The sequence below is a fragment of the Paenibacillus sp. FSL P2-0322 genome, assembly GCF_037975315.1.
GTDB classification, from domain to species: Bacteria; Bacillota; Bacilli; order Paenibacillales; family Paenibacillaceae; genus Paenibacillus; species Paenibacillus polymyxa_B.
The window spans coordinates 5,462,183-5,476,729 of sequence record NZ_CP150243.1 but is presented as its reverse complement, the minus strand read 5'-3'; the positions used below and the strand labels follow the sequence as shown (position 1 = coordinate 5,476,729).

The window sequence follows — 14,547 nt, the reverse complement described above, 5'->3', positions numbered from 1 at the left end:
GCAAGTCAATTTTAAACATACCTGTTTTCAAAGAATGACGTTATCGGAAGCGTTTTAGCGAAAAAAGAAGAATTTTGTAAAATAGCTTCGAAATGTTGGTCTCTTTTTTTACTTGGCGTTAACATATGTGCTATACTGAAGGAGCAAAGGAGGCGTGCCCTATGAACTTAACAGTACGAGGTCAACAGATCGAGGTTACCGACGCTTTGAAGGACTACGTTGATAAGAAATTCAGCAGACTTGAAAAGTATTTCGATGCACCCCCGACGTCTGATGGAAGTGTAACGTTAAGCACAACCAGAGATTTGCACACTGTAGAAGTAACCATTCCTTTGCCGGGGCTTGTACTCCGTGCCGAAGACGAGAGCGATGACATGTATTCATCCATTGATGCCGTGGTAGACAAGCTTGAACGGCAAATTCGCAAGCACAAAACCAAGCTAAACCGTAAATTCCGTCAGGAAGGCAGTTTGAAAACCCTTTTTGTGGAAGATCCGGCAGGTGGCGTGGCTGTTGCTGAAGATGAGGATGTAGAACTGGATGAGCTGGAAGTCGTCCGCACCAAGCGTTTCTTATTGAAACCTATGGATGTGGAAGAAGCTATTCTTCAAATGAACATGGTTGGACATAATTTCTTTGTGTTTTCCAATATTGACAACGAAGAAGTTAACGTAGTTTACAAGCGCAATGATGGTAAATACGGTCTGATCGAACGAGAATAGCCTGTGAAGTAGGAACTTTTCACATTTTAAAATGAATAGAACGATTTCGATTGAAGCATGCTTCATGGATATTAGGAAAATGAAAACAACACGAGCCTTATCCTTGCGAACCTGGCGGGATAGGGCTCTTTTATATGTTTTTTTTGTAAATGTAAGGAAATTTTAACTTGGATAAGCGTAACGAAGTTGTGTATTTCGTGCGTCAATTGTTTTGGTATCTTTAACCGGATGCAAATCTGGAGGCTGCTTGTGTTGCGGCATGTCCTACAAACTGTTACAATTTATGCAAAGAACATCGCACGATGGGCTGGTACAGCCGGGCCTGTCAAACATATCGGGAATCAATTTCATCATGGACCCTTTCTTATTGTGAAATTGATTCTATTAATTGTTTTGCGCGAAAGGGGTAAACCATGCTAGGAATTGTTAAGAAAATCTTCGGAGATACCAATGAACGTGACGTCAAGCGTTTAATGAAGACGGTTGAACTGATCAATAAGATAGAGCCGGATTTCGAAAAGCTCTCGGATGAGGAGTTGCAAGCGAAAACGGCAGAATTTAAAGCTCGGGTCGAACAAGGGACTACGGCTGAAGAAATTTTGCCGGAAGCTTTTGCAACGGTTCGCGAAGCGTCCAAGCGGGTGCTGGGTAAACGTCATTATGACGTACAGATGCTCGGTGGTATTGCGCTGCATGAAGGTAAAATTGCCGAGATGAAAACCGGTGAAGGTAAAACACTGGTAGGAACACTGCCGGTTTATTTGAATGCTCTGTTGGGCAAAGGCGTGCACGTGGTTACGGTCAATGACTATTTGGCGCAACGTGACAGCGGAGAAATGGGACAGATATATAACTTCCTGGGAATGTCCGTAGGGCTGAATTTGGCCAATATGGATCATGCCGCCAAGCAGGCAGCCTATGCTTGTGACATCACGTACGGTACAAACAACGAGTTCGGGTTCGATTATCTGCGTGATAATATGGTGCTTTACAAAGAGCAGATGGTACAACGTCCGTTGTACTTCTGTATCATTGATGAAGTCGATTCTATTCTCGTCGATGAAGCCCGTACGCCATTGATTATTTCAGGACAAGCCCAGAAATCGACAGAGCTGTATTTCGCGGCTGACCGTTTTGTGAAGAGCCTGAGTGTTGAAGAAGATTACACTCTGGATATTAAGGTGAAGTCGGTTGCTTTGACCGAAAACGGCGTATCCAAGGCCGAGAATTTCTTTGGTCTTGAAAACTTGTACGATCAGGAAAGTGTTACAATCAATCACCACATTGTACAGGCATTGAAGGCTAATGCCATTATGCGTTTGGATGTGGACTATGTCGTAGCTGACGGTGAGGTCCTGATTGTCGATGAGTTTACAGGTCGTCTGATGGCTGGACGCCGTTACAGTGATGGTCTGCATCAAGCCATTGAAGCGAAGGAAAACATCATTGTACAAAATGAAAGCATGACGCTAGCGACGATTACATTCCAAAACTATTTCCGTATGTACCGCAAATTGGCGGGGATGACGGGTACAGCGAAAACAGAAGAAGAAGAATTCAAAAAAATATATGGTCTGGAAGTACTCCAAATTCCAACGAATCGGCCTAACCAGCGTGTAGATATGCCTGACGTTGTATACAAGAGCGTAAAAGGCAAATTCCATGCAGTGGTGGATGAAATCCTGGAGCGCAACAAAAAGAACCAACCGATATTGGTAGGTACGGTTTCTATTGAAAACTCGGAGCTTCTTTCTGAAATGCTGAAACGCAAAGGCGTTCGTCACAAAGTGCTTAACGCCAAGTATCATGCTGAGGAAGCTGAGATTATTTCCCGTGCAGGTGAAGCTGGCGCAGTTACCATCGCTACCAACATGGCTGGACGCGGTACTGACATCGTACTGGGCGAAGGCGTATCAGAACTCGGTGGTTTGCACATCATCGGTACAGAACGTCATGAATCCCGTCGTATTGATAATCAGCTTCGCGGACGTGCAGGACGTCAGGGTGATCCGGGCTCCACACAGTTTTACTTATCGCTGGGCGATGAGTTAATGAAGCGTTTTGGTGCGGACAACGTGCTGAGTATGATGGAGCGTTTGGGCTTCGAGGAAGACCAACCTATCGAGAGCCGTATGATTACACGTGCTATCGAATCAGCTCAAAAACGTGTCGAAGGCAACAACTTTGATCAGCGTAAAGTTGTTCTCCAGTATGATGATGTAATGAACCAGCAGCGTGCTATTATTTACAAGCAACGCCGTGAGGTGCTGGAATCAGAGAACATCAAGGAAATTGTGTTCGACATGATCAAGCCTGTCATTGAGCGCGTAGTGGAAGCTCATTGCGGCGATGACATTCCTGAAAACTGGGAGCTTGAAGAAGTAGCAGAGTATGTGAACAACAACCTGCTTGAGGAAAATACACTTACGCGTGATGACCTGTGGGGCAAGGAAAAAGAGGAGATCGTGGATATGATCTTCGAGAAAGTTACCAACAGATACCACAGCCGTGAAGAAATGATTGGCGAAGATATGGTACGCGAGTTCGAGAAGGTTATCGTATTGCGTGCAGTCGATAGCAAATGGATGGACCATATTGATGCTATGGATCAATTGCGTCAAGGTATTCACTTGCGTGCTTACGGCGGTACCGATCCGCTGCGCGAATATCAATTTGAAGGCTTCGAAATGTTCCATGCTATGATTGCTAGCATCCAAGAGGAAGTAGCGACATACATCATGAAAGCACAAATTGAATCCAATCAAGAGCGTCAGGCTGTCATCGACGAAGACAAAATCTCGACGAGTGGTGAACCTGCAGCTCCTAAAAAGAAATCCGCTCCTTCGCGTCCGCGTAGAAAATAACGGATTGAAATTAAGGGAGAGATCTTGAGATACACTATTCCCTGCAGTGCATATAATGGCAGGCGGCAGTTCACCACTGACCGTCGGCCATTTTGTGCCATACAGGGGTGAGACTGATGTTTTCAACTTATAGGTCTCTGTTGGAGGATCAGTTTGAACATTGATGAATGGCTAGCTTGATCTCAATTCTTTTTAAACAATTATGACAAGCAAGCTGGTCTCTGCTTGTTTGTCAGTTAATTCAGTTCTTGACTCGGCTCACATACCAGAGCCGATAATTTAAAAGTCGTTTGACTCTACGGCGGTCGGCAGCGAAGCGGAGGATTTGAATCTGGAGAAGCGCCAGCGATCGTAAGATCAAATCATTCGCGCAGCGTCTCTTCACCCAGCCGTAACTCACAACGCTTTTACTCCCCTAACCCTATATTAAAAGGAGAATGTCATCATGATTGATCCAAATGTAAAACATGATTTAAGAGAAATAGGCAAGAAACTAACAAACCTTAGGGGGTCTCTTTGACTTAGATCTCAAACAGGAAATGATCTCAAACTTTGAGGAAAAGATGGCTGCGCCTGATTTTTGGGATGATAACGATAAAGCTCAAGCCGTGATCGCGGAAATGAACGCGGTTAAGTCTTCTGTAGACAGCTATGAACAGCTCCGTCAGGAATATGAGGATGCGGGGATGATGGCTGAGCTAGCTGATGAGGAAGGCGACGAAACACTGGCTGGAGAAATTGAAAATAGTATCAGATCTTTGCTGAGCAAGCTTCAAGAGTTTGAACTCCAATTGCTTTTGAATCAGCCATATGACAAGCTTAATGCCATTTTGGAGTTGCATCCGGGGGCGGGTGGAACCGAGTCGCAGGACTGGGGTCAAATGCTGCTACGGATGTATACACGCTGGGCAGAAAAACGCGGTTTTAAGGTAGAAACGCTGGATTACCTTGCGGGTGATGAAGCAGGGATCAAAAGTGTAACGCTGCTGATCAAGGGCTATAATGCTTATGGCTACCTCAAAGCAGAAAAAGGCGTGCATCGTCTCGTTCGCATTTCTCCATTTGATTCCTCGGGTCGTCGGCATACGTCGTTCGTATCCTGCGATGTCGTACCGGAAATTGCGGATGATGTGGACGTTGAGATCCGGACAGAGGATCTTAAAATTGATACGTACCGGGCCAGCGGTGCAGGTGGTCAGCATATTAATACGACCGACTCAGCCGTTCGAATTACGCATCTTCCTTCCGGCATTGTGGTAACTTGTCAAAATGAGCGCTCCCAGATCAAGAACCGTGAGCAGGCAATGACGATGCTCCGTTCCAAGCTCTACGAGCGTAAGATCGAAGAGCAGCGTCAGCAATTGGACGAAATCCGCGGAGAACAGTCCGATATTGCATGGGGCAGTCAAATTCGCTCCTACGTGTTCCATCCATACAGCATGGTTAAGGATCATCGTACTAGCGTGGAAACTGGCAACGTAGGAGCTGTCATGGATGGCGATCTCGATCCGTTCATCGATGGTTACCTGCGCAGCCAAATTAAGCTGGACGCAGAATAATAGCCTGTACGTTTTCCTACAGTCTGCAGACCATGTGCCTGCGGACTGTAGGAATTTTTGTGTAACGGTATTTTTAACTAAAGGAGAACACGAATGATGTCTCAATTGAATCCCCCCGCTGCCCGCCGAAGACGCCGTAAGCCTCTGATTGCCGCCAGCGGACCCGCACGCAACGTGACCGACATTTTGCTGATTATACTCGGCTCTTTCATTACAGCGCTGACCTTTAACATGTTCTTGCTTCCAAACCGGATTGCATCCGGGGGTGTATCGGGCTTGTCTATCTTGGGTGAGGACCTGTTTGGCCTGGAACCAGCCTATACGCAGTGGGGAATGAATATTCCGTTATTTATAGCAGGGGTCCTGCTGTTAGGGAAAAAATACGGTTTGCGTTCTTTACTGGGAAGTATTATGCTGCCGCTATTCGTTTATGTCACGAAGGACTGGGCAGTTCCGACAACAAATCCGTTGCTGGCTTCGCTATATGGTGGAATCGGAGTAGGGTTGGGTTTGGGGACTGTATTTCGGGGCAGGGGCTCGACGGGTGGACTGGCTATTTTGGCGCAGATTATTCAAAAGTATACGGGCTTTAGTCTTTCTCTCTGTGTCATGTTGATGGATGGCACGGTGATTACACTGGCTGGTTTCGCCCTCTCGCCGGAACGTGCGCTGTATGCGTTGATTGGCTTGTTTGTAACTGGTAAGGTCATTGATGCTGTGGAAATGGGACTGAGCTACTCCAAAGTAGCTTACATCATATCCAATCAGAAAGAAACGATCACGCAGGCTATTTTGCAGGATTTGGACCGAGGATTGACAGAGCTGGCAGGGCGGGGCGGTTACACGAACGAAGAACGTCCTGTTCTTATGGTTGTAGTCGGACAAAACGAGGTAACTCGCCTCAAGACGCTCGTCCGCTTGGTAGACCCGGAAGCTTTTGTGATTATTAGTAATACTCGTGAGGTATTGGGTGAAGGGTTTAAGAAGGAAAGCTAAAACAAAGGGGCCTGTCTGGAGGTATGCTCTTAACTGAATTAATGTAGGAGAGCAGGAGAGCCTACTAATTAGGCTCCTCTCTCTTCAGAATGGCTTTCCTAGATTCCTTTTACTAATCGTTCAAGCCAATTTGCCGTTTGTCCTTGATTGAAATACGAGGTTAGCGTTCCTCTTACCCCTGTTTTAACCATAAATAGACCGCCTGCTAATGGTTGATTGGCACTATCATTATCTTGAGCAGTCGTAATATATAACTCATCCAGATGTTCACCGCCAAAAGCACACGAAGTCACACAATTGACGGGGAGTGACGCCTCAGCAATCACTTCTCCATGAGCAGGATGGATACGGGAGACACGTTTACCACCCCATCGCGCGACCCACAACATGCCCTCAGCATCGATTGTCATGCCATCTGGATACCCTTCACTTTCATCCAATCTAGCCACCAGTTGCTTATTCCTAATCGTGCCTTGTGCCACATCGTAATCGAAGGAGACGACCTCCAATGTTGGAGTATCAATGTAATACATTGTACGATGATCTGCGCTCCAGGCTAATCCATTAGATATGGAAGCTTTATCAACCAGTAAGGAGACATTGCCTTTTGTGCTCAGACTATACAATGCTCCTTGCGCGTGTTCGCCATTTAGGCTCATTGTTCCTGCTAAAAAACGTCCTGTAGGATCGCATTTTCCATCATTAAAACGATTACCTAGTTTACCTTCCTCAGGATCATGGATCAATACTTTGGCCCCTGTCTCAATATCCAAACAATATAGACCGCTAATCAGCGCTACGATCACTTTATTTTTGAGATAAGGTACAACTGCACCAATATGTTCACCAACCTCTATTGTACGATCTGTGCACGTAGAAGGATCATAGATATGCAATTGAAAACCTTCAATATCGACCCAAAATAAACGCTGAAACCGCTGATCCCAGCTGGGACCCTCGCCTAACTTTGCCTTTGCATCTATAACGATATTCGCTGTATATGTTTCGATGTGTAGCACCCCTAACGTTTAAGTTTATTTTCGACCCCAATTATCCGCTTCAGCGGCTCCTCTGCGCAGATTCACTAGATGCAGCCCATGTGACTCCCTTCATGTTCAACAAGTTCATAAAGTGCAGCAAACGGCCAATCGAGATGAATACCAATATATGAGATAATTTAAAGGGAATATCCCCCCCTTTTCTTTATGCAAAACGGCAGACTGTATTCAAGAGACTCTCTGTCTATTTTTTATTTCCTTTATTATAGCTCGTACAGCTTGTCCGTCAAAAGAATAGACAAGAGCGCATATTTTAAATTTGGAGGAATAACATGACATGAGGTGTTGTATTTATATGAATAGAGTCGTATAATAATACATATTTCATAGGAACGGAATGGAGGAAGGTCTGTGAGCAGCAAGTTAAAAGTGGCAATTGTCGGTTCCACCGGGTATGGCGGGGTGGAGCTGATTCGTTTTTTGGTTCATCATCCGCAAGTAGATATTGTATCTGTTATTTCTTCGTCCAGCGCGGGTGTCCCAATCAGTGACGGGTTTCCACATCTAACGGACATTGTGGTGCAGGATTTGGACGGAGTCGAAGTCCACGAAATTGCTGCCAAGGCCGATCTGGTTTTCACTGCTACGCCATCGGGCGTTAGTACCAAGTTAGTGCCGCAGCTTCTTGATGCAGGACTGAAAGTCATTGACCTTTCCGGGGACTTCAGGCTTCGAAGCGGGGAAACGTATGAAGCATGGTATAAAAAGCCTGCGGCTTCACCCGAGTATCTCAAGCAAGCGGTATACGGACTCAGTGAGGTGTATGCAGAAAAGCTGGCGGGCGTTTCTTTTATTTCAAATCCAGGCTGTTATCCGACCGCAACATTGCTGGGGATTATTCCTGCGCTGAAAGCGGATTGGATTGACCATCGGTCGCTGATTGTGGATGCCAAATCCGGTGTATCCGGCTCGGGTAGGGGAACAAGTCTTGTTTCGCATTATGCGGAAATGAACGAGAATTTCAAGGCTTATAAGGTGAATAAGCACCAGCACATCCCTGAGATCGAACAGGTACTGGGTGATATTGCGGGCGAGGACGTTACGATTACGTTTACGACACAACTTGTTCCCATGACCCGAGGAATTATGAGTACAATTTATGTCACGCTGAAGGGTGACCATACAGATCAGGATCTTATCGGGTTATACCGGGATTATTATAAAGGGCATCCTTTTGTCCGTGTACGTGGCGAAGGTATATGGCCAGCAACGAAGGAAGTATTGGGTTCGAATTACTGCGACATCGGTTTTGCAGCAGATGCCCGAACCGGGCGTCTTACGATTATTTCTGTCATTGATAATGTTGTGAAGGGTGCAGCTGGACAGGCGATTCAGAATTTAAATTTGATGATGGGATGGGAGGAGAACCTCGGGCTGGGCTTCATACCGGTATATCCGTAAGTAGCAAGTAACCGCAACAAGATGCAGGAAACGTCAGCGAGCGGAATTTCGAATACAGGCAGCTGCCATTCATCGAATATGTTGCGAACGAGGGCACATAATTATGGGCAAAGTAGAGTTTACAGTAGTAAACGGGGGGAACATCGTAACTCCGCGTGGCTTTACAGCCGGGGGATTACACTGCGGACTAAAAAATACGAACCGCAACGATATGGGCGCGATTCGTTGCGAGGTAGAGGCGACAGCTGCTGCGGTGTACACCACCAATGTGTTTCAGGCTGCACCGCTGAAGGTGACCCGCGAGAGCTTGGCAGATGGTCGATTGCAGGCAGTAGTGGTGAACAGCGGGAACGCCAATGCCTGCACGGGACAGCAAGGGGAGCAGGATGCCTACGCTATGCGTTCGGCTGCGGCTCGTGAACTGGGTGTTGCTGAGAGCAATGTAGCCGTCGCCTCGACGGGCGTGATCGGCGAGCATTTGAAAATGGATCGTGTGCTTGGCGGAATATCCTCCTTACCTGACCGTATGAACGGGGCAAACGATGGAGCGGAGCAATTTACCCAAGCCATTCTGACAACGGATTTGGTTAAAAAGGAAGCGTGTGTGGCGGTTGAGGTGGACGGTGTGACCGTACACATCGCCGGGGCGGCCAAGGGATCGGGCATGATACATCCGAATATGGCAACGATGCTCGCTTTTATGACCTGTGATGCAGTGATTGGACAGACGGCGCTTCATCAACTATTAAAGCAGGCAACGGATACCAGCTTTAATATGATTACGGTGGATGGGGATACGAGCACGAACGATATGCTAATCGCCATGGCGAGCGGACTGGCTGGCAACCGTGAACTGCACGTAGGGCATCCCGATTGGGACGCTTTTGCCGAGGCGTTCACCTATATCTGCCGAGAGCTGGCGAAGGCAATTGCTCGCGATGGAGAGGGTGCTACGAAGCTGGTAGAGGTGTCTGTAAGCGGAGCGGTAAGCGATGCGTCCGCCCAAGCGATAGCCAAGACAGTGGTTGGGTCCAGTCTGGTCAAGTCGGCCGTTTTCGGAGCAGATGCGAATTGGGGACGGATTATTGCGGCCGTAGGGCGTGCCGGAGAACCTGTTAATCCAGATACGGTAGATATTCGCTTGGGTGATATTGTTGTGCTAAGCCAATCGAGTCCGGTCGCTTTTGACGAAGAAGAGGCGCTAGCCTATTTGCGGGGAGATACGGTGCAGATTATTGTTGATTTGCATCACGGGAATGGAATCGCTACAGCGTGGGGCTGTGACCTAACCTATGATTATGTGCGGATTAACGCTGCTTATCGGACATAGGTACCAGAATAAAATACGGATTGAATAAGGTTAGTAGTTGTTAGAAGCAACGAGCGGATGTAAGCCCAGCATCATTTGAAAATGGCACGGATATGCAGAGAAGAAAAGGAGAGATGATATGCAATCGGCAGTGGAACACGCGGATCAAGCGAATCATGCGGGAGTGGCACGTCGTAATTTTGTGATGAAATGCGGAGGAAGTACGCTGGCTGCGTTACCTGATTCCTTTTTTGAAGATTTGGCGCGTTTGCAGTCGGAAGGTCTTCAACCTGTCATTGTACATGGCGGTGGCCCTGCGATTTCCGACAACTTGGCGAAGCTGGGGATCGAAACGGAGTTTATTCATGGATTACGCAAAACGACCGAACCTGTGTTGGATGTCGTGGAAATGGTACTGGCAGGCAGCATTAACAAGCAAATTGTACGTAGAATAGGGATGCATGGGGGCCGAGCGTTGGGGTTGTCAGGCAGTGATGGCTATTTAATCGAAGCCAAGCCTGTGTCGAATGCCGCTGAGGTCGGTTGGGTCGGAGAGGTAACATCCGTTCAAGCCTCGATTATTACAGGTGTACTGGATATGGACTATATGCCTGTTATTGCACCCATCGGGATTGATCGATCGGGTCAGCGTTACAACATTAATGCGGATACAGCGGCGGGTGCGGTAGCCTCTCATCTGGGGGTCAGTCGGATGATCGTCGTTACAGATGTACCAGGCATATTGAAGAAGTATGGCGGAGAAAAGAGAGTGCTGGACTCTATCACTGTACAGGAGATTGAGGATATGATCAGCACAGGTGAAATATACGGTGGCATGATCCCGAAAGTGAGAGCGGCTATTGCCTGTATCCACGGCAAAGTGAAGGAAGTCGTCATTGTGAACGGTAGCGAACCGCAGGTACTAAGCCGTGTGCTGGGCGGAGAATCGATTGGAACACGCATCGTGCGTATGCAGTAATTACAATATATAGCTCGACCTATATAACCAAACGATAAAGGAGCGTGAACATAATGAGTAAGGAACCGAATACGCTGGTGAGCGAGGAAATGCCAAGTACGGATGGAAGCGGAGTGCAAACGGAAAAGGTGTCGGCAAAAGCGCAGACAGAAAGCTCTCTTTTTCCAACCTATGCAAGATACCCGCTTACGCTGGTAAAAGGACAAGGAAGCTGGCTGTGGGATGATCAGGGCAAGCGTTATCTGGATTTCATGTCAGGCATTGCCGTTACCAATCTCGGCCATGCGCCTCAAGCAGTAGCTGAGCGATTGAAAAAACAGATCGATGAACTGTGGCATGTATCCAATCTGTTTCATATTCCGGGGCAAGAACGAGCCGCTGCCTTGCTGACAGCAAATAGCAGCGCGGATGCTGTGTTTTTCTGCAACAGCGGGGCCGAAGCGAACGAAGCTGCAATTAAGCTGGCGCGTCGTTACCACCAGAAGGTAAAGCAGACTGGTCGCTACGAAATCATTACGTTCACGCAATCCTTTCACGGACGGACGCTGGCAACCTTGACTGCTACGGGTCAGGACAAAGTTAAAGAGGGTTTTTTACCGCTTCCTGCTGGGTTCAAAAGTGTTCCGCTTCATGATCAGACGGCGCTTGAAGCAGCCATCAGTGAGCATACGGCGGCAATTATGCTGGAAATGGTGCAGGCCGAAGGTGGCATGTATCCGGTAGACCCTGCTTTCGTAGATGTGATCACAAAGCTGTGCCGCGAGCATGGTTTGCTGCTGATCATTGACGAGGTACAAACAGGTATGGGACGGACGGGCAAACTGTTTTCCTTTGAGCATTATGGTATAGAGCCGGATATCTTTACATTGGCGAAAGGACTGGGCAGTGGTTTCTCTGTGGGTGCGATGCTAGGCAAAGGATATTTGCGTGAAGCGTTCACAGCTGGCAGTCATGGTTCTACCTTTGGAGGTACGCCACTTGCTATGGCAGCGGTTCAAGCTACTATTGAAACGATTATTGATGACAAGCTACCAGAACGTGCAGCTGAGATGGGAGATTACCTTTTCCATAGTCTGCAAAAGCAGCTTGGAGATAGTCCTTTTGTAAAGGATATCCGTGGAAAAGGTCTGATGGTCGGTATTGAGTGTGCAGAACCGGTAGCGGAGCTTGTTTTGGCAGGACAGAAGAAGGGGATTCTGTTCATTACAGCAGGACCGAACGTGATTCGTCTGTTGCCTAACTTGTATGTAACGAAAGACGAAATAGATCAGGCTGTAACATTGATTGCTGAATTGATTCGGGAGCATGTGGCTTAGTGTAAAGGCCAAATCATCCTAGACTAGAGTACAAAAGGAGACGATAGCATGAGCCAGGGCGGCGCACTGCAGCAGATGAATTTGAAGGGGCGGGACTTCCTGGAACTGGACGATTACTCTCCAGAGGAAATCCAGTATTTAATTGATCTCGCCATTGAAATTAAGCGTAAGCACAAAAACGGAGAAACCTATCAGCCGCTAAAAGGGAAAACGCTCGGACTGATTTTCGAAAAATCCTCTACACGTACACGGGTATCTTTCGAAGTCGGTATGTATCAATTGGGTGGGCATGCTCTTTTCCTCAGCAAAAATGACATTCAACTGGGACGCGGCGAACCGATTAGCGACATGGCTCAAGTCATGTCACGTTATCTAGATGGCATTATGATTCGTACCTTTGGGCACGATAATGTTGTAGAGTTGGCACGTTATGCGTCCGTTCCTGTGATCAATGGATTGAGTGATTTAGCTCATCCGTGCCAAGTGCTAGCTGATTATCAAACCTTGTATGAGCAAAAGGGTAAGCTAAAAGGGCTCAAATTGGCTTACATCGGAGACGGTAACAATATGGCTCATTCCCTCTTGATTGGGGGAGCGAAGCTTGGAGTGCATGTGTCCATCGCAAGTCCAGCTGGATACGAGCCTGACCCGAGTGTGGTCGCAGCTTCCCGTGAAATTGCCAAACAGACAGGTAGTGAGATCGTTATAACCCAAAGTCCGCAGGAAGCAGTACAAAATGCGGATGCGATCTACACAGATGTGTGGGCGAGCATGGGCTTTGAGGAAGAGCAGAAGGAGCGGGAGCTTGCTTTTGCCGACTTCCAGGTGAATGAGGAGCTGGTCAAGCTGGCGAAGCCGGATTATTTATTCCTGCACTGTCTCCCTGCGCATCGTGGGGAAGAAGTGAGCGCAGGCGTAATCGATGGTCCGAATTCGGTCATTTTTGATGAAGCGGAGAATCGTCTGCATGCGCAAAAAGCACTGTTAGTTGCTTTAATGGCATAAGATTGATAGGTATTGATAGGTAAAGAAGATAAAGGTAAGCAATCGGGGAGGACTTCAACAATGGCAAAAGAAAAAATCGTACTCGCATATTCCGGCGGTCTGGATACGTCGGTCATTCTGAAATGGCTCAAAGAAACTTATGATGCTGAAATCATCGCATTCACCGCAGATATCGGTCAAAAGGAAGAACTGGACGGTTTGGAGGAAAAAGCACTCGCTACGGGGGCTTCCAAAGTATACATTGATGATCTGCGTGATGAATTCGCCAAGGATTTTATCTATCCGATGTTCCAGGCGGGTGCTTTATATGAAGGACAATATTTGCTCGGAACGAGTATTGCACGTCCATTGATCGCTAAGCGGATGGTCGATATTGCGATTGCCGAGGGAGCAACAGCCATTGCTCACGGGGCAACAGGCAAAGGTAACGATCAGGTGCGCTTCGAGCTGAACGCGGCGGCGTTGACGCCGGATATCAAGGTGATCGCACCTTGGCGGCTGGAAGAGTTCCGCAATCAGTTCCCGGGCCGTGCAGAAATGATTGCCTATGCGGAAAAACACGACATTCCGGTAACTGCTTCTGCAGCCAAGCCATACTCCATGGACCGTAATCTTCTGCATATCAGCTATGAAAGCGGCGTGCTGGAGAACCCTTGGTTTGATCCAAGTGCTCCTGAAAATAAAGAAATGTTCTTGCTCAGCAACGCGCCTGAGGACGCTCCTGATGAAGCAGAATATTTGGAGTTGGAATTTGAAGCAGGTAACTGCGTCGCTTTGAACGGAGAACAGCTAAATCCACTGCAAGTGATGGAAAAACTGAATGAACTGGGCGGCAAACATGGTATCGGACGTGTGGATATGGTGGAGAACCGTTTTGTTGGTATGAAGAGTCGGGGAGTCTATGAGACGCCGGGCGGTACGATCCTGTTCACAGCTCACCGTAAAATGGAATCTATCACGATGGATCGCGAGGTTATGAATCTGCGTGATAGTCTGATTACCCGTTATGCTACCTTGGTTTACAACGGTTTCTGGTTCGCACCGGAACGTGTCGCTTTGCAGGCTCTGGTTCATGAGAGTCAGAAAAATGTCAGTGGTACCGTGCGGGTGAAGCTGTACAAAGGCAACGTTATCGGTGCAGGCGTTAAAAGTCCGGTTAGCTTGTACAACCCGGACATTGCGACCATGGAAGCCGATCCGACACAAGCCTACGATCAAGGCGATGCAACAGGCTTTATCCGCTTGAATGCTCTGCGTTTGAAGGTCAACGCGGGCGTAACACAAAATCATAAATAATGATGTAACCTAAAAAATGTACGGGATGCGGGCCGTTCTTGT

The 14,547-nt window shown here is 47.6% G+C and carries 11 protein-coding genes; 10 read left to right on the top strand and 1 reads right to left on the bottom strand.

All coding sequences use genetic code 11. From position 1 onward, the window contains the following. Nucleotides 1–161 precede the first annotated feature (161 nt). The 4 genes from raiA to MKY24_RS24235 all read left to right on the top strand — a co-directional run bounded on the left by raiA (nt 162) and on the right by MKY24_RS24235 (nt 6,141). Complete coding sequence (gene raiA / locus MKY24_RS24250) at nt 162–722, top strand: ribosome-associated translation inhibitor RaiA (protein ID WP_023990642.1); 561 nt, start codon at nt 162–164, stop codon at nt 720–722. Between the two features lie 413 nt (nt 723–1,135). Continuing rightward, nucleotides 1,136–3,586, top strand: coding sequence for a preprotein translocase subunit SecA (secA, locus tag MKY24_RS24245; protein WP_023990640.1), 2,451 nt, complete (start codon nt 1,136–1,138; stop codon nt 3,584–3,586). A 445-nt stretch (nt 3,587–4,031) separates the two neighbouring features. Next, nucleotides 4,032–5,145 (top strand): peptide chain release factor 2 gene (gene prfB / locus MKY24_RS24240; RefSeq protein ID WP_103744773.1). Its coding sequence is split into 2 segments (ribosomal slippage): nt 4,032–4,103 and nt 4,105–5,145, totalling 1,113 coding nucleotides; the frame shifts between segments, so codons are not numbered across the junction. A 96-nt stretch (nt 5,146–5,241) separates the two neighbouring features. Further along, entirely contained in the window at nt 5,242–6,141 is a 900-nt protein-coding gene (locus MKY24_RS24235) for a YitT family protein (RefSeq protein ID WP_023990638.1), read from the top strand. A 98-nt stretch (nt 6,142–6,239) separates the two neighbouring features. On the opposite strand, the gene MKY24_RS24230 is transcribed toward MKY24_RS24235, so the two are convergent. Continuing rightward, a complete protein-coding gene (locus MKY24_RS24230) occupies nt 6,240–7,160 on the bottom strand; it encodes an SMP-30/gluconolactonase/LRE family protein (RefSeq protein ID WP_339201025.1) in 921 nt (306 codons plus the stop codon). Nucleotides 7,161–7,550: 390 nt separating this feature from the next. On the opposite strand from MKY24_RS24230, the gene argC reads away from it, so the two are divergent. From argC to MKY24_RS24200, 6 genes are all read left to right on the top strand, one after another. Further along, complete coding sequence (gene argC, locus MKY24_RS24225; RefSeq protein ID WP_071643273.1) at nt 7,551–8,600, top strand: N-acetyl-gamma-glutamyl-phosphate reductase; 1,050 nt, start codon at nt 7,551–7,553, stop codon at nt 8,598–8,600. 103 nt (nt 8,601–8,703) lie between these two features. Further along, a complete protein-coding gene (gene argJ, locus MKY24_RS24220; protein ID WP_279835383.1) occupies nt 8,704–9,930 on the top strand; it encodes a bifunctional glutamate N-acetyltransferase/amino-acid acetyltransferase ArgJ in 1,227 nt (408 codons plus the stop codon). 118 nt (nt 9,931–10,048) lie between these two features. After that, nucleotides 10,049–10,888 (top strand): acetylglutamate kinase, encoded by an 840-nt coding sequence (argB, locus tag MKY24_RS24215; protein ID WP_025723996.1) that lies wholly within the window; start codon nt 10,049–10,051, stop codon nt 10,886–10,888. A 53-nt stretch (nt 10,889–10,941) separates the two neighbouring features. Beyond that, complete coding sequence (locus MKY24_RS24210) at nt 10,942–12,204, top strand: acetylornithine transaminase (protein WP_023990633.1); 1,263 nt, start codon at nt 10,942–10,944, stop codon at nt 12,202–12,204. A gap of 48 nt (nt 12,205–12,252) precedes the next feature. Then, nucleotides 12,253–13,209, top strand: coding sequence for an ornithine carbamoyltransferase (gene argF, locus MKY24_RS24205; protein WP_071558148.1), 957 nt, complete (start codon nt 12,253–12,255; stop codon nt 13,207–13,209). A gap of 60 nt (nt 13,210–13,269) precedes the next feature. Then, nucleotides 13,270–14,505, top strand: coding sequence for an argininosuccinate synthase (locus tag MKY24_RS24200; RefSeq protein WP_279835380.1), 1,236 nt, complete (start codon nt 13,270–13,272; stop codon nt 14,503–14,505). Nucleotides 14,506–14,547 lie beyond the last annotated feature (42 nt).

Coding starts and splice junctions, on each gene's coding strand:
- raiA (WP_023990642.1), top strand. CDS start 162: ATGAACTTAACAGTACGAGGTCAACAGATCGAGGTTACCGACGCTTTG.
- secA (WP_023990640.1), top strand. CDS start 1,136: ATGCTAGGAATTGTTAAGAAAATCTTCGGAGATACCAATGAACGTGAC.
- MKY24_RS24235 (WP_023990638.1), top strand. CDS start 5,242: ATGTCTCAATTGAATCCCCCCGCTGCCCGCCGAAGACGCCGTAAGCCT.
- argJ (WP_279835383.1), top strand. CDS start 8,704: ATGGGCAAAGTAGAGTTTACAGTAGTAAACGGGGGGAACATCGTAACT.
- argB (WP_025723996.1), top strand. CDS start 10,049: ATGCAATCGGCAGTGGAACACGCGGATCAAGCGAATCATGCGGGAGTG.
- MKY24_RS24210 (WP_023990633.1), top strand. CDS start 10,942: ATGAGTAAGGAACCGAATACGCTGGTGAGCGAGGAAATGCCAAGTACG.
- argF (WP_071558148.1), top strand. CDS start 12,253: ATGAGCCAGGGCGGCGCACTGCAGCAGATGAATTTGAAGGGGCGGGAC.
- MKY24_RS24200 (WP_279835380.1), top strand. CDS start 13,270: ATGGCAAAAGAAAAAATCGTACTCGCATATTCCGGCGGTCTGGATACG.